The following is a 22,922-nucleotide window of genomic DNA, read 5'->3' on the forward strand; positions in this document are numbered from 1 at the left end:
CCGGGCCTTTTGTGGTCTGGCTAAGGGGCGGCTGCTGCGGTCGGTTCCGGCGGCGGCGTTCGTTGTTCTCTGCCGCCGGGAAGGGCGGCCGGGGTGGCGTCCTTGCTGCCCGCACTGGCGTGTTTCATATGCTTGGCCTGTTCTTCCGCGCCGATGTCGAGGAAGGCGGGGGCCGAGGCGTTGAACTGATCGGCATGGCCGGTGCGGACGATCACGGAGCGGCCGCCGTCCCAGATCATGTGCAAGGCGACATAGAGGACGATGACCAGACCCACATAGGCGATCCAGCGATAGCGGTTCAGCAGCTTGGCAATGAAGCTGGCGGCCAGGCCCATCAGGGCGATCGACAGGATCAGGCCGAAGACCATGATCCAGGGGTGGTCATGGCTGGCGCCGGCGACGGCCAGCACATTGTCCAGGCTCATGGTCAGGTCGGCGATCATGATCTGGATCAGGGCGGCGCCGAAGGTCTTGCGCTTCAGACCCAGTTCCTCGGGCGACGGTCCGCCGCCGTGTTCGATGGCCATGGCCCGCTCGATCTCGGCCTCCGCCTCAGCCTGGTCGTGGGTGGCCTGTTCGCGCAGTTCGCGCCACATCTTCCAGCACACCCAGAGCAGCAGGAAGCCGCCCGCCAGCAGCAGGCCGACGATGGCCAGCAGTTGCACGGTGATCAGGGCCAGGCCGATGCGCATGACGACGGCGGCGGCCAGACCGATCAGGATGGCCTTTCGGCGTTGTTCCTGGGGCAGGGCGGCGGCGGCCAGGCCGACGGCTACGGCGTTATCGCCAGCCAGGACGAGGTCGATCATCAGGACCTTGCCAAGGGCGGAGGCCTGACTGAGCAGATGGGGGTCTGAAAGGAATTCCATCCGGGTTTCTTAGGCCCGGGGCCGGGCTGCGCCAAGACGCCGCTGCGGCAAAGTCACGCTCCCGCCGACCTTTGGCCGGCGGGAGGGCGGCTTATCAGGCTGAGCGCTGCGCGCGCGCGGCTTCATAGAGGGCGATGGCCGCCGCATTGGAGACGTTCAGGCTCTCGAAGCCGCCGGGCATGGGGATCTTGGCCAGGACGTCGCAATGCTCGGCCACCAGACGACGCACGCCGTCGCCTTCGGACCCCATGACCAGGACGGTCGGGCGCGAATCGAGGGCCTCTTCCAGCGTCAGCTCTGCGGCCCCGTCCAGGGCCACGGCGCGCCAGCCCATGTCGGCCAGCTTTTCCAAAGCGCGGCTCAGGTTGGTGACGCGGGCGCAGGGCAGGCGTTCGGTCGCGCCCACGGCCGCCTTGGCCAGGGCGCCGGCCAGGGCAGGCGAATGCCGGTCCTGCACCACGATGCCCCTGGCCCCGAAGGCCAGGGCGGAACGGAAGATGGCGCCGACGTTCTGGGTGTCGGTCAACTGATCCAGCATGACGATGACGCCTCGAGCGTCCTCGGCGAGGTCTTCCAGCGAGACGCCTTCCAGGGGTTGAACCTTGAAGACCATGCCCTGGTGAACGGCGCCGGCGGGCAGAAGTCGGGCGAGAGCGGTCGAATCGATCACCTCGATTCGGTGGCCGTTCGCCAGATTTTCCCGTTCGATTTCAGCGGCGCGGTCCTCTGTGACCATCAAACGGCCCATGCCGCGACGAGCCGGATTGGCCAGAGCGGCCAGAACAGGATGGCGACCCCAGATAAAATTATCCGCATCAGCCTTGTTTCGCGGCGATCGGGGGGCGGAATCGCCCCCGGAACGGCTAATCGGCGCAGGCGACCGACCCTTCTCGGGCCGGCTTTCGCCTCGCTTGTGGAAAGATTGTTTTTTACCGGTTTTCCGGTCGTTGCGTTCTGGAAATGACGACACTATAAGACGGCCTCCGATTTGGGCCCCAGGGCTTCGGGTCAGGCGCTTCCTCTACTGCAGGCGTCGCCGGACACGAAGGCTTTCGCGACGAAAATGATCGAAAGATCGCTAAGTTGCGTATCCAGACCGGTTTTGAAAACGCGCGCTGGGGGAATGTCCCGAGTGGCAAAGGGGGCGGACTGTAAATCCGCTGCGAAAGCTTCGAAGGTTCGAGTCCTTCTTCCCCCACCACGCGCGTTTCGAGGCCGAGAGGACGGAAACCCAGAAAAGGAATCGAGTGCGGAAACGCCAACCTCTTGCGGGGTTGGGGCAACGCATTCTTCGCGCGGGTATAGCACAATGGTAGTGCAGCAGCCTTCCAAGCTGAGGATGTCGGTTCGATCCCGTCTACCCGCTCCAGGTTTTTTGAACTGAGCAGAAGCGCCCCTCCGCTTTGGACCCGGGCCACAGGAGTTTGGCCATGGCCAAGGAAAAGTTCGAACGCACTAAGCCGCACTGCAACATCGGCACGATTGGTCACGTTGACCACGGCAAGACGACGCTGACGGCGGCGATCACGATGACGCTGGCGAAGGCCGGTGGCGCGAAGGCGATGAACTACGCCGACATCGACGCCGCGCCGGAAGAAAAGGCCCGCGGCATCACGATCAACACGGCGCACGTGGAATATGAGACGGCCAACCGTCACTACGCGCACGTCGACTGCCCCGGCCACGCCGACTACGTGAAGAACATGATCACGGGCGCGGCGCAGATGGACGGCGCGATCCTGGTGTGCTCGGCCGCTGACGGCCCGATGCCGCAGACGCGCGAGCACATCCTGCTGTCGCGTCAGGTCGGCGTTCCGGCCCTGGTGGTCTTCCTGAACAAGGTGGACATGGTCGACGACGAAGAGCTGCTCGAGCTGGTCGAGATGGAAGTTCGTGAGCTTCTGTCGTCCTACCAGTTCCCGGGCGACGACATCCCGGTCGTGAAGGGTTCGGCCCTGGCCGCCGTCGAAGGCCGCGACGCCGCCATCGGCGAAGAAGCCATCCTGAAGCTGATGGAGGCGGTCGACGCCTACATTCCGCAGCCGGAACGCCCGATCGACCTGCCGTTCCTGATGCCGGTGGAAGACGTCTTCTCGATCTCGGGCCGCGGCACCGTGGTGACGGGTCGCGTCGAGCGCGGCATCGTCAAGGTCGGTGAGGAAGTCGAAATCGTCGGCATCCGTCCGGTTCAGAAGACGACCTGCACGGGCGTCGAAATGTTCCGCAAGCTGCTGGACCAGGGCCAGGCTGGCGACAACGTGGGCGTGCTGCTGCGCGGCACCAAGCGTGAAGACGTCGAGCGCGGCCAGGTGCTGTGCAAGCCGGGTTCGATCACGCCGCACACCAAGTTCGTGGCCGAAGCCTACATCCTGACGAAGGAAGAGGGCGGCCGTCACACGCCGTTCTTCACGAACTATCGTCCGCAGTTCTACTTCCGCACGACCGACGTGACCGGCATCGTGCACCTGAAGGAAGGCGTCGAGATGATCATGCCGGGCGACAACGCCGAGCTGAACGTCGAACTGATCACGCCGATCGCGATGGAAGAGAAGCTGCGCTTCGCCATCCGTGAAGGCGGCCGCACCGTCGGCGCCGGCGTCGTGGCCAAGATCGTCGAGTAATCGATCGATCCGGGTCCCCGGACCCGAACAGTAAGCGTAACAGAGCGGCCCTCCGGATCTCCGGGGGGCCGTTTTGCCGTCCGGACAAAACCTCCGCCCTTGCAGCGGGCGGCCTGGGTGTGTTCGGCAATTGACCTGAATCAAAACAGCCTTGGAATTTGCTATAAGCGGCTGAATATCAGGGATATTAACGACCCGACGACGGGATCGTCGCATGACTTCCTATTGGAAAGGGAAGTTCATGACTGACATCGACTGGCCGCGACGAGCAGGCCTGTCCGGCGCGTTGGATGAAGCGGCGATTGTGGCGATTACGGATCGCGCCGGCCAGATCCTGTACTGCAATCAGAAGTTCGCAGAGGTCAGCGGCTACAGTCGTGAGGAGTTGGTCGGGCGGAATCACCGGCTGGTCAATTCCGGCCATCACCCGCGTGAATTCTTCCAGGCCCTGTATCGCACCATCGCCAGCGGCGCGGTGTGGCGCGGCACGATCCAGAATCGCAAGAAGAACGGCGAGCTCTATTGGGTCGACACCACCATCGTGCCCAACCTCGGGGCGGATGGCCGACCCGAGACCTACACGGCCATCCGCTTCGATGTTTCCGATCACGTCCGGGCGTTAAAGGCCCTGGAGGTCGCCCAGGACGAGGCGCGCCGCGCCGCCCAGGTGCGAGACCGTTTCTTCGCAAACATCAGCCATGAGGTCCGCACGCCGTTGAACGCCGTCCTTGGCCTGGCTTCGGCCCTGGCGCACACGGCGCTGACGGAACGTCAGGCGCAGATGCTGGCCCTGATCACCGGTGCGGGTGATTCCCTGCGTCGAGTGCTGGACGACATGCTGGACCTGTCGAAGATGCAGGCGGGGCAGTTCCGCCTCGCCCCCGCGCCTTTCGATTTGCGTGAAGAGATCGCAGCGGTCGTGGACATGCGAGCGGCTACGGCCGAGCAGGGTGACGTGGCGCTGTCCGTGGTCTTTTCGGATGCGGCGGATGGGCTGGTGATGGGGGATGGTGTCCGTGTCACCCAGATCGTGTCCAATCTGGTGTCCAATGCGGTCAAGTTCACCCCGGCGGGGCGGGTTGAGGTTCGCGTCGATCTGTATTCCGGTAGCGCCGGCGAGCGCTTGATGATCGAAGTGCAGGACACAGGGATCGGCTTTGATCCCGAAACGGCGGCGCGCCTGTTCCATCCCTTCGTGCAAGCCGACGACACCATATCGCGGGAGTTCGGCGGTACGGGACTGGGTCTGTCGATCTGTCGTTCCCTGGCTGAACTGATGGGGGGCGAGATCACCGCCGAATCCACACCAGGCAAAGGCAGTCTGTTCACGGTTGTCCTGCCGATTGAACGGCTGCAGCAGCCGCTGGACCGTACAGGCGGCGAGAGCGACGGATTGGCGGCCCGGGCGCAGCAAATTCTGCTGGTGGAGGATAACGCCGCCAACCAGATGGTGGTTCGCTGCCTGCTGGGGCCTCTGGGCTTCGATATCGTGACGGCGGACAACGGGCGCGAAGGCGTGAACGGCTTTCTGAGCGGCGACTTCGACATGATCCTGATGGATATGCAGATGCCGGTCATGGATGGACTGAGCGCCATCGCCGAGATTCGTGCGCACGAGGCCCGACATGAGCTGCGGCGCACTCCCATTGTCATGCTGACGGCCAACACGACGGACGCGCATCATGAGCGGGCCATGAGGGCGGGGGCTGATGCCTTGGTCGCCAAACCGGTGACGCTGGAAATCCTGCTGGAGGGCCTGCGCCACGGCATGGCTGCGGCCGGGCTCGGGTCCCGGGCTGAGATCGCCGCCTGATTGAATCCGCTGTTGGAACCATGGCCCGTGCCTGACGTTGCTGCTCGACGTTAAGAAACGGGTAACCATAAATGCGGCGCGCGATCAGGTTGGGCTTGTTCATCGGCACCATCATTGGCATGAGCGCTTGCGCGTCGGCGCCCGATCCTGACGGCCGAGCTTCGTCCGGCGTCTATGGCTCGATCGGCGCGGGCCGCGCCTTCTAGGCAATCAAATGCTGGCGTAGCGGGACGATCGGCCTTATTGTCGCCGCGCGGACGCCGGTTGTCGCGCCGCGCCGCGGGTTTCTCCCCTTTCGATGTTGACCATCGCTATCGCCGTCGTGCTGCTGCTTGTGGTGCTGAACGGCCTGTTCGCCATGACCGAGCTTGCGGTCGTTTCATCGCGTAAATCCAAGCTTCAAAGTCGTGCCGAACGCGGGGATCGCGGCGCCAGGACGGCCCTGAAGCTGTCTGAAGAACCGACGCAGTTCCTGTCGGCGGTGCAGGTCGGCATCACCCTGATCGGGATCCTGGCGGGCGCCTATGGTCAGGCGACCATCGCGGGCGAGCTGGACCGCATTCTGGAGACCAGCTTTCCGGCCTTTGCACCCTATTCCGAGATCGCCTCGACCGCTCTGGTGGTCGTCCTGATCACCTATGTCTCGCTGATCGTCGGCGAACTTGTGCCCAAGCGCCTGGCCCTGATCTTCCCCGAGACGATCGCGTCGAAGATGGCGGCGCCGATCTCGACGATGGCCCTGGTGATGAAGCCTTTTGTCCTGCTGCTGACGGCTTCGACCTCGGGCATCCTCAAGATCATGGGCGTCAAGGACCGTGACGGTTCTGATGTCACGCAAGAAGAGGTCGAGAGCATCCTGGCCGAGGGCGCGTCCGCCGGCCTGATCGAGCCCGAAGAGCAGGTGATGATCGAGGAAATCCTTCGCCTGGGGGACCGCGCCGTGCGCGTCGCCATGACGCCGCGTCACGAGGTCTTCTGGATCGCTCTGGATGATCCTGAGGAAGTGCTGCGCGAGGAAATTCGCACCTGCCCCTATTCGCGGATCGTGGTGGCGCGCGAGAGCGACGTCGATAATCCCCTTGGCGTGGTCCACAAGAAGGACCTGCTGGACGCCCTGCTGACCGACGGCGCCTATGACATCGAGAAGCTGGTGGCCGAGCCCGCCTTCATCCCGCAGTCGACCTCGGTGCTGAAGGCGCTGGAGATCCTGAAGGGCTCCAAGGTCCATATGGCCTTCGTCGTCGACGAATACGGCGCCTTCGAAGGCGTGGTCACGGCCACCGACCTGCTGGAAATGATCGCCGGCGACTTCAACGAGAGCCACGACGAGCAGGACCTGTCGATCCGCAAGCGCGAGGACGGCAGTTGGGCCGTGGACGGTCAGGCTGATCTGGACGAACTGGGCGACGAACTGGGCGAAGACTTCGGCGAGCACGAGAGCTTCCACACCGTCGCCGGTCTGGTGCTGCACCACCTGTCGCGTCTGCCCCACGAGGGCGAGATCCTGCAACTGGGGCGGTTCGAGGTCGAGGTGATCGACATGGATGATCGCCGGATCGACAAGCTGCTGTTCCGGGCGATCATTCCGGGACAGGGCAGCGGGCCGACCGACATCGATTGATCGGGCGGCGAGCCACGGCTCACGCAAACAAAAAGCGCACGTCCGGTCAGCGGGCGTGCGCTTTTTTCATGCATGGTCCAGGGGCGTCAGTGCCTGGTCTTGTCGCCCATGTTGCTCCACACCGAGGCGAATCCGAGGGCGGCCATGAAGACCAGGAAGGCCGAAACAATGGCGGCGATGACGGGAACGACGTCTGCGGGCATGAGGTATCTCCTTTGATCCCAGCAAAGCCGTTTGCGGACAGCTTCGCCTTGATGGAGATCAAAGGCATGCGAACGGATCAGACCGTCGTCGGGGCCTTTCGCAGCGCCATCTGAACCGCGCCGGACGGCGACAGGCCCGTCACCGTCAGGCGCTGGTCGCACAGGGCCAGGGGGGCGGGGCGATGGCTGACCAGGATCAGGCCCTGGCCGGTGCGCGCCAGACGCGCCGCCAGCCGTTCCAGCACCCGCGCCTCCGTGACGGCGTCCAGACCCTCGGTCGGCTCGTCCAGCACCAGCCAGGGGGCGGGGCGCAGATAGGCGCGGGCCAGACCCAGACGACGACGCTCACCGCCCGACAGCCGCGCGCCGTTCTCGCCGAGGGGGGCGTTCAACCCGGCGGGGGCGGCGCGGACGCGCTCGGCCAGATCGGCGTCTTCCAGCGCGGCCCACAGGGCCTCGTCGTCGGCGCCCGGCAGGGCCAGCTTCAGGTTCTCGCGCACGCTTCCGGCTAGCAGCACGGCCTGTTGCGGGGCATAGGCGAACAGGGCGCGGGCGGCGTCAGACGAGACTTCGGCGGCGTCGGCCCCGCCCAGCGTCGCTTCGCCGGGCAGAGGCGCGCGCAGATGCATCCAGCGCTCGATCAGGGTGGTCTTGCCCGCGCCCGAGGGGCCGGTGATCGCCAGACGTTGCGGCGGGGCCAGTGTCAGTTCGGCGGAGGGCAGGCCGAGGATCGGCGCACCGCCGGCGGTTGAGGCGGCGGGCGGCGCTTCCAGCAGTTCGCCCAGGCGCTCGACCGCCGCCTCGACCGCGCCGTTGTGACGGAAGGCCGTCAACAGGGCGCCGGCGCTCTCGACCGTGACGACGGCGGCGAGGATGGCCAGGGCGATCAGGGGCGGAGAGGCGGCGCCGGCCGTGGCCATGACGCCGACGACAGCCAGAGCCATGGCGACCGACTGGGTCAGCATGATCCAGCCGCCGGCCGAGGCCAGGCGCTCGGTCGCGCGCTCCAGCTCCGCGCCGCGTTCGGCCAGACGATCCACGGCCCAAGGCTTGACGCCATAGGCCTGAAGCTCGGGCGCAGCGGCGGCGAAGGCGGCGAAATCCGTCTTGAGAGCGCCCGATGCGGCCTGGATCGCGTGTCCGGCGGGTTCGGCCAGCCAGCGACCGACCAGGGCCGCGCTCAGGACGCCGAGGGCGCTGGCGGCGGCGATCGCCAGGGCCGTCGTCCAGCCCGTCAGCAGGGCCAGCCCCAGGCCCGCGATCAGACCGGCGGCGGCGGCCCAGGGCGCGGACAGGCGCACGAAGCGGTTCTGGATGGCGTCCACGTCCTGCACCATCCGTGAAGAGGCTTCGCCGCCCGCAAGACCCAGGGCGCGGGTCGCGGGGCCGCGAGCGATGGCTTCGAACAGTTGCGGGCGCAGGGCGGCAAGGGCCTTGAGCGCCGCGTCATGGCCGGTGACGCGCTCGGCGTAGCGCGAGCCTGTGCGGACGATGGCGAAGAAGCGGATCAGGGCGCTGGGCACCATGAAGTTGAAGCTGTGGGCCACGATCGGCCCCGCCAGTCCGGCCAGGGCCGAGGCGGTTATGAACCAGCCGGAAACGCCCAGCAGCAGGACAGCGGCGGCCGACACCAGGGCGGCGGTCACGGCAGCGGTCAGCAGGCGCGCGCCTTGCTGACGTTCCTGGGCTCGGATCAGGGTCTTGAGGCGGGCCGCGCCCGTAACGGTCACGGGGCTCACAGTCGCACCACGACGTCGGCCAGTTCGGCGACGGCCTCGGAATGGGTGGCGATCAGGGTGGTGCGGCCCTCAGTAGCGACGCGGATGATCGGCAGCAGGGCGGCCTCGGACGCGGCGTCCAGATTGGCCGTCGGCTCGTCCAGCAGCAGGATCGGCGCGGGCTTGAGGAAGGCACGGGCCAGACCTAGGCGTCGCCTTTCGCCGCCCGACAGGCCCCCGCCGCGTTCGTCGATGATGCGGTTCAGGTCGCCGGTGAAACCCGCGCGGGCGGCGGCCTGCATGACGCGCGACGACGGCGCGGCGCGCCAGGCCAGGGCGATGTTCTCGGCCAGGGTTCCCGGCACGACGACCGGCGCCTGACCGGCGAAGGCGATCCAGCCGGTCAGGTCGGGATGATCGGACAGGCGCAGGTCGCCGACCTCGACCTCGCCGTCGCTCAGGGGGGACAGGCCGAGGAAGAGATGCAGCAGACTGCTCTTGCCCGATCCGCTGGCGCCCAGCAGGGCCACGGTGGCGCCGGGCGCGACATTCAGATTGAAGCCGGTCAGGACGGGCGCGCCCGCCTCATAGGCGATAGCCACGTCGCGGAAGGCGACGGCCGGAGCGCTGGCGGGAACCGACGGGCGCACCGCTACGGGGGCTGTGTCCTCGGTCAGCTTCTTCAGGCTGGGCACGGCGGCTTCGGCGGCCTGCCGGTCGTGATAGGCGGCGGCCAGGCGGCGCATCGGCGCATAGACCTCGGGCGCCAGGGCCAACAGGAAGACGGCGCGGGTCAGGCTCAGTTGCTCGGGGGCCGGGAAGGGCAGCAGCTTCAGCAGGTTGAAACCGCAGTAGACGGCGACCAGGGCCACGGCCAGGGCCGAGAAGAACTCCAGAATCGCGGAGGACAGGAAGGCGATCTTCAGCACCTTGCCCGTGCGGCGGGCCAGGTCGTTCGAGGCGCGGGCGATCACCGCCGTCTGCTGCGTCTCGGCCTGGAAGGCGAGAATGGCGGGCAGGGCGCGGACGCGGTCGAGGAAGAGGCCGGACAGCCGTTCCAGTGCTTGAAACTGACGCCGGCTCTCGGCCCCCGCCGCCATGCCGGTCAGGGCCATGCCAACGACAAAGGGCGCGAGGGTGAACAGGAAGATGCCGGCGGTGAAGGGGCTGACCACGGCGGCGACGGCGATCAGCAGCAGGGGCGTCACGACCGCCGCCGTGCGGGCCGGCCCGAAGCGCGAGACATGACCGTCTATCGCCTCGACCCCCTCGACGGTCGCGGTCATGGTCTCAGCGTCGGATAGACGGCCTGAGAATGCGCCGTTCAGGGCCTGACGTCTCAGGTCGCCCTTGACGGCGCGGGCGGCGCGGGCGGCTGTCACGCTTGCGATCTGGGTCAGGGCGCCGCGCGCCAGCAGGGAGGCGACCGCCAGGGCGGCGCCGGGCAGGGCATGGCTGAACCCCTGCGGCAGGGCGCCGACCGCCAGACCCAGGCCCGCCGCAAGCCCCACGGCGGGAATCGCATCGGCGATCACCAGTCCGCTGGCCAGGGCCATGATCCGCTTGCGCGGCGACAGGGCTGTCTTCAGCCATTTGGCCGGGGCGGCGTCTGCTTCGATCGGCTGGGCCGTCATCGTGTTTCCTGCTCCATCCGCGTGACCAGACATAGACCAGCGCGAAGGCGCATTGGGTGAATCGTCCTTGTGACGAAACAGCCTTGGGCGAAACGCCGTCTAGAGCGAGTCCGCCTGACGGGCTTTGATCAGGATCAAGGCGCGCCAAGGAGCGTTGCCTTAGGTTATAGTAGAACGCCGGTCGATGGGGGCTGGCGGTCAGGAGCCTGAGCCCATGATCGACCTGGCGGTCGTAGACCTGTCACGCCTTCAGTTCGCACTGACGGCGCTATACCACTTTCTGTTCGTGCCCCTCACATTGGGCCTCTCCTTCATGCTGGTCATCATGGAGAGCATCTATGTGATGACGCGGCGGCCCATCTGGCGGACCATCACCCGCTTCTGGGGCACGCTGTTCGGCATCAACTTCGTTCTGGGCGTGGCCACGGGCCTGACCATGGAATTCCAGTTCGGCATGAACTGGTCCTACTATTCCCACTATGTCGGGGACATCTTCGGGGCGCCCCTGGCGATCGAGGGCCTGATGGCCTTCTTCATGGAGGCGACCTTCGTCGGCCTGATGTTCTTCGGCTGGGACAAGCTGAAGCCGCACGCCCACCTGTTCGTCACCTTCCTGGTCGCGCTCGGCACCAACCTGTCGGCCCTGTGGATCCTGGCCGCCAACGGCTGGATGCAGAACCCGGTCGGCGCCGCCTTCAACCCCGACACCATGCGTATGGAAGTCACCGACTTCATGGCGGTGATCTTCAACCCGGTGGCCCAGGCCAAGTTCGTCCACACCGTGTCGGCGGGCTATGTCTGCGCCGCCGTGGTCGTGCTGGGCATCTCGGCCTTCTATCTGCTGAAGGGCAAGCACGTCGGCTTCGCCAAACGGTCGATGACGGTGGCCGCCGCCTTCGGCCTGCTGTCGTCGCTGTCGGTCGTCGTCCTGGGCGATGAGTCGGGCTATGCCCTGACCGACAACCAGAAGATGAAGCTGGCCGCCCTGGAAGCCATGTGGCGCACCGAGCCGGCGCCCGCCGGCCTGACCGCCTTCGGCCTGCCCAGCCTGGAGGACCGCCACACCCATTTCGAGGTCAAGATTCCCTACGTCCTGGGCCTGATCTCGACGCGCAGCATCGACAAGCCTGTCATCGGCATCCTTGAGCTGGTCGCCGTGGCCGAGGACCGCATCGAACGCGGCGTCGTCGCCTATGACGCCCTGGAGAAGGTCAAGGCCGACCACACCGACATGGCCGCCCGCGCCCAGTTCGAGAGCGCGCGCGGCGACCTGGGCTACGGCCTGCTGCTGAAACGCTATGTCGCCGATCCGCGTCAGGCCACGCCTGAGCAGATCAAGAAGGCCGCCTGGGACACGGTGCCCAATGTGCCGCTGATGTTCTGGGTCTTCCGCATCATGGCCGGGATCGGCTTCCTGATGATCGGCCTGTTCGCCACCGCCTTCGTCCTGTGCACCCTGCGCAAGCACGAGACCAAGTGGTTCCTGCGTCTGGCCGTTCTGGCCATTCCCCTGCCGTGGATCGCCATCGAGTCCGGCTGGCTTCTGGCCGAGGTGGGTCGTCAGCCCTGGGCCGTGGAGGGCGTCCTGCCGACCTTCCTCGGCGCCTCGAGCCTCAGCGTGCCGCAACTGTGGACCACCATCGTCTGCTTCACCCTGCTCTACGGAGCCCTGGCCGTGGTGGAGGTCAGCCTGATCCTGCGCACCGTCAAGAAGGGCCCGTTCGCCGAACAGGAAGCCCGCGAAGCCGACGCCAGCACGGAAGGCGAACCGGCGGTCGCCTGACCCCGGTCGTTGAAGGAAAAGAGAGATGGAACTTCCCCTCGACTACACCACGCTCCGCCTGATCTGGTGGGGACTGCTGGGCGTGCTGCTGATCGGCTTCGCCCTGACGGACGGCTTCGACATGGGCGTCGGCGCCCTGCTGCCCTTCGTCGCCAAGACGGACGAAGAACGCCGCATGGTGATCAACACCGTCGGCGCGACCTGGGAGGGCAACCAGGTCTGGTTCATCGTCGGCGGCGCAGCGATCTTCGCCGCCTGGCCGCAGGTCTACGCCGTCAGCTTCTCGGGCTTCTACCTGGCCATGTTCTTGGTCTTGTCGGCCCTGATCCTGCGGCCCGTGTCCTTCAAGTACCGCTCCAAGCGGCCCGAGGCGCGCTGGCGCTCCATGTGGGACTGGGGCCTGTTTGTCGGCAGCTTCGTCCCGGCCCTGGTCTTCGGCGTCGCGGTCGGCAACGTCCTGATGGGCGCGCCCTTCCGTCTGGATAGCGACCTGCGCAGCTTCTACGAAGGCAGCCTGCTGGGCCTGTTCACCCCCTTCACCCTGGTCTGCGGCCTGTTGTCCGTCTCCATGCTGGTCCTGCACGGCGCGGCCTGGCTGTCGGTCAAGGGCGAGGAAGGCGTGGTGCTGAAACGCGCCCGCGCCATCGGCACGGCGGCCGGCCTGGCCAGCCTGGTCCTGTTCGCCGTCGGCGGCGCCATGGTGGCCTTTGGCGACATGGGCTTCCGCATCACAGGCGCGGTCGATACGGGCGGCGTGTCCAACCCCCTTCGCACGGCGGTCGAGGCCGCGCCCGGCGCCTGGCTGGACAACTACGGCCGTTATCCGTGGATGGTGATCGCTCCGGTCCTGGGTTTCCTCGGCGCGGCTGTCGGCCTGTTGGGGATGTGGCGCAAGTCGGCGGCGCTGGCCTTTGGCGGCTCCTCGGCCTCGGCGGTGGGGATCATCTCGACGGTCGGCCTGTCGATGTTCCCCTTCATCCTGCCCAGCTCGATCAATGCGCAGTCCAGCCTGACCGTCTGGAACGCCTCGTCCAGCCATACGACCCTGTTCATCATGCTGATTGTGGTCGCGGTCTTCCTGCCCTTCGTCCTGTTCTACACCGCCTGGGTCTACAAGGTGCTGTGGGGCCGCTCGAGCACGGCGGCGCTGAAGACCAACCCCGACCTCTACTGATCCCGCGAAAGGAGATCATCTCATGTGGTATTTCGCCTGGATCCTGGGCCTCGGCCTGGCGGTGGCCTTCGGCGTCCTGAACGGCCTCTGGCACGAGTTCCATCTGTACGACGAGGGGGATGAGGGCCGTTCCGAGCCCTGATCCTTCGATCGATGGAAAAGTCTCCTCGACCTCGATCGGGGAGGCTTTTTCATGCGTATTTTCTATGGCTTGCTCTGGATCAAGGCGGTGCATGGGAGGGCGTGGGACGGTGCTTTCGACATCGAAGCCGGACCTCCCCTGATCCGGCGATTGTCGGGGATTGATACCGATGAAGACCACTGCCGCCCTGCTGGCCGCCGCCAGCGTCCTGACCCTGGCGGGCGCCGCCTCGGCCCAAAATTCCTTGGGTATGGACGCCGCGCCTGAACCCGTTGGCAAGGGTACGCTGATCGTCACCGCCCGCATGACCGGCGTCCTGCCCCAGGCCGACGACGCCATCGTCACCGCCGCAGGCGCCGATAGCGGCCTGAAGGTCAATGTGGGCGACGACTGGATGCCGACCCTGGGCTTCACCTATTTTGTCGCCGACCACTGGGCGGTGGAGGCCATCCTGGGCGCCACCCAGCACGAGGTCCGGGCCAAGGGCGGGACGACCGACGTGGCGGTGCACGAGACCTGGGTCCTGCCGCCGGTGGTGACGCTGCAATACCGTCCGACGCCGAATGCGACCATCAGCCCCTATGTCGGGGCCGGCGTCAGCTACATGGCCTTCTTCGACGGCAAGGATAAGAACGGCTTCGAGGTCGATCTGGATGATGGGTTCGGCGTGGCCCTGCAGGCCGGCGCCGATTGGAACCTGTCGGGGCCGTGGACCGTGAACCTCGACGCCAAGAAGATCTGGTTCGACACGGACGCCAGGATCAACAACGGCGCGCTGAAGAGCAGCGTCAGCCTTGATCCGTGGGTCGTGTCGGTGGGCGTCGGCCGGAAGTTCTAGGACTTCCGCGTCGATGCGGGGCGGGGGTGCGGGTCGTCAGCCCGCACCCCTACGCTCGCCAAGTCAGCCCGCGCCGTCGATCATTCTTTAGGATCAGGCCGCGCCTTCGCCCAGGGCCTTCAACGCCTCGGGATCGGGCAGGGCCACCTCATTGTTCGGCAGCAACTGGATCAGGCCCGAGGTCTTGAACTGGGTGAAGACCCGACTGACCGTCTCGATCGTCAGGCCCAGATAGTCGGCGATGTCCAGGCGGGTCATTGGCAAATGGACCCGGCCCTCTGTGCCGCCCAGTTGCACCTGCCGCGCCGATAGACGGGTCAGGAAGCTGGCGATCCGTTCACGCGCCGTCTTGCGGCCCAGCAGCACAATCTGTTCCTGCGCCGCCATCAGCTCGTCACCCGCCATGGCCACCAGGCGGTGCTCCAGCGCGGGCAGGGCGTTCAGCAACTGATCGAAGTCGCCGCGCCGGAAACGGCAGGCGCTCAAGGGAGTCAGGGCCTCGGCGGTGAAGCTGGACGGGCCGCGTCCGCCCAACCCTAGAAAATCGCCCTGGAACAGGAAGCCGGTGATCTGACGCCGGCCGTCGGGCAGCAGGCGATACAGCTTCACCGCCCCATCCACGACGTTGAAGACGAAGGGGTTGGGATCGCCCTCATGGAACAGGGCCTGACCCGGCTGGGTGGTGATCGTCTCGCTGGCGCAGGCCATGTTCTGCAACTCGTGACCCTTCAGGTCGGCGCAGACGCCCAGAGGACGCGCCCCGCAGGTCGAGCAGGGGTGGACGTCTTCGAGACGAACGTCGGCAGGCGCGGCGGCGGTCTCGGCCAGGGCGGCGTTACGGACGGTCATGGCGGGCTCCAGCATTGCGCTGCAGCCTAGCTGAACGCGGATCGCTTTCGAAGTGGGCAGGCTGTCCTAGGCGACGTCTTCGGCGTATCGCAGCTTTGCGCCCAACCGATGCGCCAGGGCGGTTAGCTCGACCGCCAGGCTTTGCCGCACCAGGGGCCGCACGCCCATCTCGCGCACCACGAAGGGCCCGGCCCACAGGGTCTCGCCGAACTCCAGATCCGGCTGCCGCCACCAGCTGACAAAGCCCAGCACCCCGCCGCGCTGGCTGCGGGCGCTCAGGATGCCGCGACTGTCCGGGGCGGCGCGCCAGTCGTGCAGAAAGGTTCGCCACTGGTCGGCGCCCAGATCGGGCCGCCACATCCGGGCCAGGGCGAACTCGGCCGGGGCCTCCGCCTCGGTCAAGGGAACGACATCCAGGCGCGGCGCGTCTGGCATGAGGCGGGACTGGATCATGCGGCCATTTCACGCGCCGGGGACCAGGCCGCCTTGATCTGTGTCAAGGTGAACCCGGCAAGCTCGCCGCAGGTTCTCAAGCCAAGGAGTTCCGGTCATGACCACAGCCGCATCCAGCGTGATCCCTATCCACGGCGCGGCGGTGGCCGCGATCCTGAAGCTGCTGGACGGTCAGAGGTTGATGACCCTGGCGTCCAATCGCGCCGACGGGCGACCTCAGGCCAGCACGCTCGGCTATCTGAACGACGGTCTGAACCTCTATTTCGTCACGGCGCGCGACAGCGAGAAGCTGCGTAACATCACGGCTGACCCTCGCGTGGGCGTGGCCATTCGCGGCGTGGCCGGGGAGGGGGAGGCGGTCGGCGTCTCCATCGACGGTCAGGCCGAGGAAGTGACAGACGGAGACGAGGTTCAGCGCCTGAACGATCTGATCATGAAACGCTCGCCGGAAATCAGCCCCTGGGCCCCCGGCGGCGACTCGGTGGCGGTGGTGAAGGTGATTCCCGATCAGGTCGAGGCGGTGGCCGTGATCGACGGCCGCAGCCGCGCCCAGACCTTCTCGATCGGCGATCCCGACCGTGTCGTGCACGGCGTCAGCTACGAGCCCAGCGCCGTGGCGCGGCTGTTCTGAACAAAGCTGCGCATCTATCGACGGTTATCGCGAAACGCCCCTTGAAATGCCCTCGGCCCTCAGGCATATGCGCCCCTCTGGCGAGGTTAGCGCCGTCGAGCTTGCTCACGGCGCATTGATCTTTGTCCGGGACACTAGGAGTGTAGCTCAGCTGGTAGAGCATCGGTCTCCAAAACCGAGGGTCGTGGGTTCGAGTCCCTCCGCTCCTGCCATTCCCCCTGTCGCAGTCGCTTGGGAGTTCCCATGTGAGGCGACAGGTTCCAGAGGTTGAAGAGACGTCATATGGCCAAGGCGAAGACCCCCGGCGGTCGCCGCACCGTGGGAAACCAGACCGCAGCCGCCGCATCCGGCGCAGCCACGGTCGCCGTAGACGCGCCTGCACCCAAGAAAAAGACGTCGCCTGCCCAGTTCTTCAGCCAGGTTCGCGCTGAAGCCCGCAAGATCGTCTGGCCCAGCCGCAAGGAGACCTGGATCACCTCGGTGATGGTCTTCATCATGGTGCTGATCGCTTCGGCCTTCTTCTGGATCGTCGATACGGGGCTGGGCTTCGCGTCCCGCTTCATTCTCGGCCTCGGCCAATAAAGGAGACGCGCATATGACTGATGCAGCGCCCAAGCCGGCGGCCAATCCCCGCCACAAATGGTATATCGTCAACGCCTACTCGAACTTCGAAAAGAAGGTCGCGGAGCAGCTGCGCGAGCAGGCGAAGCAGCAAGGCCTGGAAGACGCCTTCTCCGAAATCCTGGTTCCGACCGAGGAAGTCGTCGAGATCCGTCGCGGCCGCAAGGTGAACTCGGAACGCAAATTCTTCCCCGGCTACGTGCTGGTGAAGATGGAGATGACCGACAACGCCTACCACCTGGTCAAGAACACGCCGAAGGTCACGGGCTTCCTGGGCGCCGCGGGCGGCACCAAGCCCCTGCCGGTCTCGGAACGTGAGGTCCAGAACATCATCGGCGCCGTGGAAGAGGGCGTCGAGCGTCCGAAGCCCACCATCCGTTTCGACATCGGCGAAACCGTCAAGGTCACCGATGGCCCGTTCGCCAGCTTCGACGGTCAGGTCGAAAGCGTCGACGAAGACAACGCCCGCCTGCGTGTGGCCGTTTCGATCTTCGGCCGTCCGACCCCGGTGGACCTGGAATACAATCAGGTCGAGAAGGTCAGCGGCTAAGCCGAACCTTCCAGATGCAGACATTCGGGGGCCGCGTTCGCGGCCCTCGTTTGCGTTTCCGGGGTCTCCCTGCTAAACGCGCGCCTTCGCTGGACGGCCTTCGAGTCGTTCGGCGGCAAATCCGTGGGAGGCAGCCATGCCAGACCACGGCTCACCGGCCCCTTCAGTCTCTGGCGGGGTCATCCATAGGAGAGACCAATGGCCAAGAAGATTCTCGGCTATATCAAACTGCAAGTTGCGGCCGGTTCGGCCACGCCTTCGCCCCCGATCGGCCCGGCACTGGGTCAGCGCGGCGTCAACATCATGGGCTTCTGCAAGGAGTTCAACGCGCGCACCGAGAAGGTCGCCAAGGGCACCCCGCTGCCGACCGTCATCACGGTCTACCAGGACAAGTCCTTCACCTTCATCACGAAGACGCCCCCGGCCACCTTCTACCTGAAGCAGGCCGCCGGCATTAAGTCGGGCGCCAAGCTCGTCGGTCGCGAAATCGCCGGCAAGGTCACGCAGGCGCAAGTCCGCGAGATCGCTGAAGCGAAGATGAAAGACCTGAACGCCAACGACATCGACGCCGCCATGCGCATCATCGAAGGCTCGGCTCGCGCGATCGGCATCCAAGTGGTGGAGGGCTAATCCATGGCTAAGCAAACCAAGGCTCACAAGGCCCGCACCGGCGTCACGCAGGACCTCCTGCCGTTCGCCGACGCCATCAAGCTGGTCAAGGACAACGCCAAGGCCAAGTTCGACGAGTCGATGGAAATCGCCGTCAACCTGGGCGTCGACCCGCGTCACGCCGACCAACAGGTCCGCGGCGTGGTCAACCTGCCGTCGGGCACCGGCCGTGACGTTCGCGTCGCCGTCTTCGCCAAGGACGCCAAGGCTGATGAAGCCCGCGCCGCCGGCGCTGAATACGTTGGCGCCGAGGATCTGTACGAGCAGATCAACGGTGGTCTGATGGACTTCGACCGCGTCATCGCTTCGCCCGACATGATGGCCCTGGTCGGCCGTCTGGGTAAGGTGCTGGGCCCGCGCGGCCTGATGCCGAACCCCAAGGTCGGCACCGTGACCCCGAACGTCGCCCAAGCCGTCAAGGACGCCAAGGGCGGCGCCGTGGAGTTCCGCGTCGAGAAGGCTGGTATCGCTCACGGCGGCATCGGCAAGGTCTCCTTCACGCAGGAAGCCCTGGAAGCCAACGTCAAGGCTTACGTGGACGCTCTGAACCGCGCCAAGCCGTCGGGCGCCAAGGGCACCTATGTGAAGCGCATCACCCTGTCGTCGACGATGGGCCCGGGCTTCAAGGTCGATCCGGCTTCGCTGGTCTGATCTCAAGCCTTGCGCTGAAATGACGAAGACCCCGGAGAGCGATCTCCGGGGTCTTTTTCTTTGCCTTGGGGCCTATCGCGCTTCGCGCTACTTGAGGCCCGCGAGCTTGGACTGAACCTGAGGGGTTAGTAGCCGACCGTGAAGCGCAGGCGGCTGTGTTTCGGCACCTCAATTTCGTCGGCCATGGCGATGGCGTAATCGGGGAAGGAGATGGCGCTGCGGCCGTCAGCCGTGACCAGCAGGCTGTCGTCGCCCAGGCGGAACTGGCCTGTCCGCTCGCTGCCGTCGAAGACCGCCGATGGCGAGAGGAAGGTCCAGTCCAGATCGCCTTCCTGACGCAGGCGATCCAGGAAGCGACCGCCCGCCGAGGCTTCGGCCTTGTAGGCTTCCGGGAAGTCCGGGGTGTCGATGACCTTCAGGCCTGGTGCGGCCTCCAGGCTGCCGGCGCCGCCGACCACCAGATAGCGGGGAACGTTCGCCGACTTGACTGCCGCGATCAGGGTTTCGGGGTTGGTGTCGACGAACATGATGGCGCTGACCACGGCGTCTGCGCCCTGCAGCAGGGCGGGCAGGGCGGCGGCGTCGTTGGCGTCGCCGCTGGCGGCGGTGATGCCTTCGCCGGTCGGGATGCGGGCCGGGTTACGGGCCACGCCCGTCACCTGATGGCCGCGACGGGCCAGTTCCTTGACGATTTCCGATCCGGCGCGGCCGCTGGCGCCGAGGACTGTGACTTTCATGGCGGGTTCTCCAGTTGGTTACCAATGGAGACCAGGTGTGCTATGGGAAGCGACCATGCAAGAAGGCACCGAAATCTCATCTGGTCACCCGTCGGTAACCGCAGCGGCCGAATGGCGCGGCGACGTCTACGCCGCCAACTGCCCGACCCGCTTGCTGCTGGACCGGATCGCGGACAAGTGGACGGTGTTGTTGCTGACCACATTGGCGGATGAGCCGATGCGCTTTAACGCCCTGAAGCGCCGCATCGAGGGCGTGTCGCAGAAGATGCTCAGCCAGACCCTGCGCCAGATGGAGCGCGATGGCCTGGCGACCCGGTCGGTAGAGGCCACGGTTCCCGTATCCGTCACCTATGCGATCACGCCTCTGGGGCGGACCCTGGTCGAGGCGCTTCAGCCGGTGATCGATTGGGCCGAGACGCGTATGCCGCAAGTCGCCGCGGCGCAGGCCGCCTACGACGCGCGCGGATCATGAATCGTTTCGCGAAATCGAATTCCGTGTTCGGACGACTTGACGAAGGGGAGCGGAATCCGGTCTTGGGGCGCTGTCGCCTCGCGCGGCCCATTTGCGGAGACGATTGATGCTGAGCTGGTTCCAGGCGCTGCTGCCCAAGGAAGACAATTTCTTCCGCCTGTTCGACGCCCACGCCGCGACCCTGGTGAAGGGGGCGGAGGCCCTGCGCGGCATGCTGGACGGCGGCGAGGCCACGCCCGGCTGGTGCCAGAAGATCGTCGACCATGAAAATGAGGCCGACGAGGTCGCGCGCGAGGTCCTGTTCGCCGTGCGCCGCAGCTTCATCACCCCGTTCGACCGTTCGGACATTCGCGGCCTGACCAACTCGCTGGACGACACCATCGACCAGATGCAGAAGACGGCCAAGGTCGTCACCCTGTATGAGATGCGCGACTTTGCTCCCAAGATGCGCGAGCTGGCCGACATCGCCGTCCAGTGCGGCGCCCTGACGGCCGAGGCCGTGTCCCTGCTGCCGGCCATGCGCAAGAACCACGATCGCCTGAACGAGCTGACCGAACAGATCGCCCGTCTGGAGAGCCAGAGCGACACCCTCTACGACGAAGGCATGAAGGCCCTCTATGAGTTGCACCGCCACGACATGACGGGCGGCAATACGCTGTGGTTCATCATCGGCGGCGAGATCTATGACCACCTGGAGAAGGTCATCGACCGGTTCGAGGACGTCGCGAACCGTATCAACGGCGTCCTGGTCGAGCACCTGTAGGGCCCGATGGATCACGCCCTCCTGATCCTGATCTTCCTGATCGGCGTCGCCCTGCTGTTCGACTTCCTGAACGGTCTGCACGACGCGGCCAACTCGATCGCCACCATCGTCGCGACGCGCGTCCTGCCGCCGATCTATGCGGTCGGCTGGGCGGCCTTCTTCAACTTCATCGCCTTCCTCTTTTTCGGCCTGCACGTGGCCGACACGATCGGGCGGGGGATCATCTCGCCCGACGTGATCTCGGATCAGGTGATCTTCGGCGCCCTGATGGGGGCCATCAGCTGGAACGTCATCACCTGGCTGGCCGGGATTCCGTCTTCCAGCTCGCACGCGCTGGTCGGCGGTCTGCTGGGCGCGGGCATCGCCAAGGCGGGAACCAGCGCCGTGGTGATCGCGGGGGTGCTGAAGACGGTGGGCGCCATCTTCATGTCGCCGGCGATCGGCTTCCTGCTGGCCCTGTTGCTGGTGCTGATCGTGTCCTGGCTGTTCGCCAAGGCGAATCCGAACTTTGCGGATCGTATCTTCAGGGGGCTGCAGTTCGTCTCGGCCTCAGCCTATTCCCTGGGCCACGGCGGCAATGACGCGCAGAAGACCATGGGGATCATCGCTATCCTGCTCTACTCGCGTGGGATGTTGGGCGGCGAGTTCCACGTGCCCTTCTGGGTGGTCATCACCTGTCAGGCGGCCATCGCGCTCGGCACCCTGTTCGGCGGTTGGAAGATCGTCCACACCATGGGCTCGCGCATCACGCGGCTCAGCCCTCAGCAAGGTTTCTGCGCCGAGACGGGCGGGGCCATCACCCTGTTCGCCGCGACCAGCATGGGCATTCCGGTCTCGACCACCCACACCATCACCGGCGCTATCGTCGGCGTGGGCGCGGCAAAGCGGGTCTCGGCCGTGCGCTGGAGCGTGGCGCGCAGCATCGTCACCGCCTGGTTCATCACCATGCCCGCCGCCGCCGCTATCGGCGCGATCTTCTACTTCCTTGGCGGGCTGTTTCTGACCTGATGGCTGGCCCGGTTCGCACGGAAACTTCGGAAGCCCGTCAGGTCGCTGTCCTGCCATGGCGTCGAGGGGATGCAGGGGTGGAGGTGATGATGATCACCTCGCGCGAGACCCGGCGCTGGGTCATCCCCAAGGGTGGGCGCATGGTCGGCAAGACCGACCCGCAGGCGGCCGCCCAGGAAGCCTATGAGGAGGCGGGGGTGCAGGGCGAGACCCTGGACACGGTCATCGGACATTTCCGTTATGGCAAGCGGCTGAAGACGGGAGCCGTCCAGGCCTGTGTCGTGGCTGTCTATCCGCTGGAAGTCCTCATCCAGCTCGGTGCATGGCCCGAGGATCAGCAACGTCAACGTCGCTGGATGTCTCAGGCCGAGGCGGCGGAAGCGGTCCATGAGGCCGATCTGGCCCAGTTGATCCGGGAATTTCGTCCCCTTTGAAGCTGAAGGCGTGACGAACGATGTTCGTTGACGCTATCATTGAGGGAGGGGGACACCATGCGTCATATCTACATCATCGCCGCGATCGTCGGGCTTGTGTTCGCGGGGCCGGTGGCGGCCCAGACGTCCGGACGGCAGGCCTTGGCCGAACGTTATGTGCAGCTGTCGCTCATCGGCATGGACAAGATGATGCAGGAACAGCTTGATGCCCAGATCGCGCAATGGGACGCCTCTGTTCCGGCCGAGCAGGCCCGCTGGTTCCGTCGTCATGCATTGCCGATCATGGAAACCCACATGCAGCCCATGATCGTCGCGATGACGAGCGACTACGCTGAACGGTTTACGGAAGCAGAACTGGGTGCGCTGGTCGCTTTTTATGAAACGCCCATGGGGCGTGGCATCGCGCGCAAGCAGATGGAGGCGGGTATGGAGCAGGGGGAGCTGCTGCAGCAGTTTGAAGTTGCATACCTGACAGACCTGATGACCAAGTTCTGCGCTCAGTTCGATTGCGAGGGCGCGGCGCCCAAAGGGGACGCCGCAGGAAAGCCGTCACGCCGTTGATTTCCTCGCTCATCAGTGTATAGAGCCCGCTTCTCGTCAGGGCCTCGGCCTTGGCGGATCCTGTCCGAGAACTTCGGGGCGTGGGGGTCACCCGCGCCATAATCGTC

The 22,922-nt window shown here is 65.9% G+C and carries 24 protein-coding genes and 3 tRNA genes; 20 read left to right on the forward strand and 7 right to left on the reverse strand.

What is annotated here, in order from left to right:
- Positions 1-20: 20 nt before the first annotated feature.
- Both IFE19_RS05715 and rlmB read right to left on the reverse strand, forming a co-directional pair.
- Positions 21-869: a TerC family protein gene (locus tag IFE19_RS05715; RefSeq protein ID WP_207826299.1), complete on the reverse strand. Its 849-nt coding sequence runs from the start codon at positions 867-869 to the stop codon at positions 21-23.
- Positions 870-963: 94 nt separating this feature from the next.
- Complete coding sequence (gene rlmB / locus IFE19_RS05720) at positions 964-1,839, reverse strand: 23S rRNA (guanosine(2251)-2'-O)-methyltransferase RlmB (protein WP_207826300.1); 876 nt, start codon at positions 1,837-1,839, stop codon at positions 964-966.
- A 147-nt stretch (positions 1,840-1,986) separates the two neighbouring features.
- Between rlmB and IFE19_RS05725 the strand changes: the two genes are divergently transcribed.
- From IFE19_RS05725 to IFE19_RS05745, 5 genes are all read left to right on the forward strand, one after another.
- Positions 1,987-2,070, forward strand: a tRNA-Tyr gene (locus tag IFE19_RS05725).
- A 94-nt stretch (positions 2,071-2,164) separates the two neighbouring features.
- Positions 2,165-2,238, forward strand: a tRNA-Gly gene (locus IFE19_RS05730).
- A gap of 61 nt (positions 2,239-2,299) precedes the next feature.
- Positions 2,300-3,490, forward strand: coding sequence for an elongation factor Tu (gene tuf / locus IFE19_RS05735; protein ID WP_207826301.1), 1,191 nt, complete (start codon positions 2,300-2,302; stop codon positions 3,488-3,490).
- A 241-nt stretch (positions 3,491-3,731) separates the two neighbouring features.
- Positions 3,732-5,303: a PAS domain-containing hybrid sensor histidine kinase/response regulator gene (locus IFE19_RS05740; protein ID WP_207826302.1), complete on the forward strand. Its 1,572-nt coding sequence runs from the start codon at positions 3,732-3,734 to the stop codon at positions 5,301-5,303.
- A 298-nt stretch (positions 5,304-5,601) separates the two neighbouring features.
- Positions 5,602-6,924 (forward strand): hemolysin family protein, encoded by a 1,323-nt coding sequence (locus tag IFE19_RS05745; RefSeq protein ID WP_207826303.1) that lies wholly within the window; start codon positions 5,602-5,604, stop codon positions 6,922-6,924.
- Positions 6,925-7,204: 280 nt separating this feature from the next.
- Here the strand turns inward: IFE19_RS05745 and IFE19_RS05750 are convergent, their stop codons facing one another.
- Together IFE19_RS05750 and cydD are read right to left on the reverse strand one after the other, a co-directional pair.
- Positions 7,205-8,866, reverse strand: coding sequence for an amino acid ABC transporter ATP-binding/permease protein (locus IFE19_RS05750; protein ID WP_225910427.1), 1,662 nt, complete (start codon positions 8,864-8,866; stop codon positions 7,205-7,207).
- Positions 8,863-10,479: a thiol reductant ABC exporter subunit CydD gene (gene cydD / locus IFE19_RS05755; protein ID WP_207826304.1), complete on the reverse strand. Its 1,617-nt coding sequence runs from the start codon at positions 10,477-10,479 to the stop codon at positions 8,863-8,865. The genes IFE19_RS05750 and cydD overlap by 4 nt, the downstream gene beginning before the upstream one ends.
- A 217-nt stretch (positions 10,480-10,696) precedes the next feature.
- On the opposite strand from cydD, the gene IFE19_RS05760 reads away from it, so the two are divergent.
- The 4 genes from IFE19_RS05760 (at position 10,697) to IFE19_RS05775 (ending at position 14,416) form a co-directional block, all read left to right on the forward strand.
- On the forward strand, positions 10,697-12,262 hold the full coding sequence (locus IFE19_RS05760; protein WP_207827437.1) for a cytochrome ubiquinol oxidase subunit I: 1,566 nt from the start codon (positions 10,697-10,699) through the stop codon (positions 12,260-12,262).
- A gap of 25 nt (positions 12,263-12,287) precedes the next feature.
- Positions 12,288-13,436, forward strand: a complete 1,149-nt coding sequence (gene cydB / locus IFE19_RS05765) for a cytochrome d ubiquinol oxidase subunit II (RefSeq protein WP_207826305.1) — start codon at positions 12,288-12,290, stop codon at positions 13,434-13,436.
- Between the two features lie 22 nt (positions 13,437-13,458).
- Positions 13,459-13,578: a cytochrome bd-I oxidase subunit CydX gene (gene cydX, locus IFE19_RS05770; RefSeq protein ID WP_105563602.1), complete on the forward strand. Its 120-nt coding sequence runs from the start codon at positions 13,459-13,461 to the stop codon at positions 13,576-13,578.
- A 169-nt stretch (positions 13,579-13,747) separates the two neighbouring features.
- On the forward strand, positions 13,748-14,416 hold the full coding sequence (locus IFE19_RS05775) for an OmpW/AlkL family protein (protein WP_207826306.1): 669 nt from the start codon (positions 13,748-13,750) through the stop codon (positions 14,414-14,416).
- A 93-nt stretch (positions 14,417-14,509) separates the two neighbouring features.
- Here the strand turns inward: IFE19_RS05775 and IFE19_RS05780 are convergent, their stop codons facing one another.
- Both IFE19_RS05780 and IFE19_RS05785 read right to left on the reverse strand, forming a co-directional pair.
- Complete coding sequence (locus IFE19_RS05780) at positions 14,510-15,265, reverse strand: Crp/Fnr family transcriptional regulator (protein WP_207826308.1); 756 nt, start codon at positions 15,263-15,265, stop codon at positions 14,510-14,512.
- A 66-nt stretch (positions 15,266-15,331) separates the two neighbouring features.
- Complete coding sequence (locus tag IFE19_RS05785; protein ID WP_225910428.1) at positions 15,332-15,718, reverse strand: hypothetical protein; 387 nt, start codon at positions 15,716-15,718, stop codon at positions 15,332-15,334.
- A 97-nt stretch (positions 15,719-15,815) separates the two neighbouring features.
- Between IFE19_RS05785 and IFE19_RS05790 the strand changes: the two genes are divergently transcribed.
- The 6 genes from IFE19_RS05790 to rplA all read left to right on the forward strand — a co-directional run bounded on the left by IFE19_RS05790 (position 15,816) and on the right by rplA (position 18,840).
- Entirely contained in the window at positions 15,816-16,349 is a 534-nt protein-coding gene (locus IFE19_RS05790) for a pyridoxamine 5'-phosphate oxidase family protein (RefSeq protein WP_207826314.1), read from the forward strand.
- A gap of 136 nt (positions 16,350-16,485) precedes the next feature.
- Positions 16,486-16,561 (forward strand) — tRNA-Trp (locus IFE19_RS05795).
- 70 nt (positions 16,562-16,631) lie between these two features.
- Positions 16,632-16,931 (forward strand): preprotein translocase subunit SecE, encoded by a 300-nt coding sequence (secE, locus tag IFE19_RS05800; protein ID WP_105563605.1) that lies wholly within the window; start codon positions 16,632-16,634, stop codon positions 16,929-16,931.
- A 13-nt stretch (positions 16,932-16,944) separates the two neighbouring features.
- Complete coding sequence (gene nusG / locus IFE19_RS05805; protein ID WP_207826317.1) at positions 16,945-17,520, forward strand: transcription termination/antitermination protein NusG; 576 nt, start codon at positions 16,945-16,947, stop codon at positions 17,518-17,520.
- 198 nt (positions 17,521-17,718) lie between these two features.
- Positions 17,719-18,150 carry a 50S ribosomal protein L11 gene (gene rplK / locus IFE19_RS05810; protein ID WP_207826319.1) on the forward strand — a complete coding sequence of 144 codons (432 nt, stop codon included), beginning with the start codon at positions 17,719-17,721 and terminating at the stop codon, positions 18,148-18,150.
- Between the two features lie 3 nt (positions 18,151-18,153).
- Positions 18,154-18,840, forward strand: coding sequence for a 50S ribosomal protein L1 (gene rplA / locus IFE19_RS05815; RefSeq protein WP_207826321.1), 687 nt, complete (start codon positions 18,154-18,156; stop codon positions 18,838-18,840).
- Positions 18,841-18,965: 125 nt separating this feature from the next.
- Here the strand turns inward: rplA and IFE19_RS05820 are convergent, their stop codons facing one another.
- A complete protein-coding gene (locus IFE19_RS05820) occupies positions 18,966-19,577 on the reverse strand; it encodes an NAD(P)-dependent oxidoreductase (protein WP_207826323.1) in 612 nt (203 codons plus the stop codon).
- A 55-nt stretch (positions 19,578-19,632) separates the two neighbouring features.
- Here IFE19_RS05820 and IFE19_RS05825 point away from each other — a divergent pair, with 55 nt between their 5' ends.
- From IFE19_RS05825 to IFE19_RS05845, 5 genes are all read left to right on the forward strand, one after another.
- Positions 19,633-20,049 carry a winged helix-turn-helix transcriptional regulator gene (locus tag IFE19_RS05825; protein WP_207826326.1) on the forward strand — a complete coding sequence of 139 codons (417 nt, stop codon included), beginning with the start codon at positions 19,633-19,635 and terminating at the stop codon, positions 20,047-20,049.
- A 106-nt stretch (positions 20,050-20,155) separates the two neighbouring features.
- Positions 20,156-20,812, forward strand: coding sequence for a DUF47 domain-containing protein (locus IFE19_RS05830; protein ID WP_207826328.1), 657 nt, complete (start codon positions 20,156-20,158; stop codon positions 20,810-20,812).
- Positions 20,813-20,818: 6 nt separating this feature from the next.
- Complete coding sequence (locus tag IFE19_RS05835) at positions 20,819-21,820, forward strand: inorganic phosphate transporter (protein WP_207826330.1); 1,002 nt, start codon at positions 20,819-20,821, stop codon at positions 21,818-21,820.
- Positions 21,821-21,906: 86 nt separating this feature from the next.
- On the forward strand, positions 21,907-22,254 hold the full coding sequence (locus IFE19_RS05840; RefSeq protein ID WP_263972818.1) for an NUDIX hydrolase: 348 nt from the start codon (positions 21,907-21,909) through the stop codon (positions 22,252-22,254).
- Positions 22,255-22,311: 57 nt separating this feature from the next.
- On the forward strand, positions 22,312-22,815 hold the full coding sequence (locus IFE19_RS05845) for a DUF2059 domain-containing protein (RefSeq protein ID WP_207826341.1): 504 nt from the start codon (positions 22,312-22,314) through the stop codon (positions 22,813-22,815).
- Positions 22,816-22,922 lie beyond the last annotated feature (107 nt).

Origin of the sequence: Brevundimonas pondensis (assembly GCF_017487345.1) — a bacterium.
In the GTDB taxonomy this organism is placed as follows: Bacteria; Pseudomonadota; Alphaproteobacteria; order Caulobacterales; family Caulobacteraceae; genus Brevundimonas; species Brevundimonas pondensis.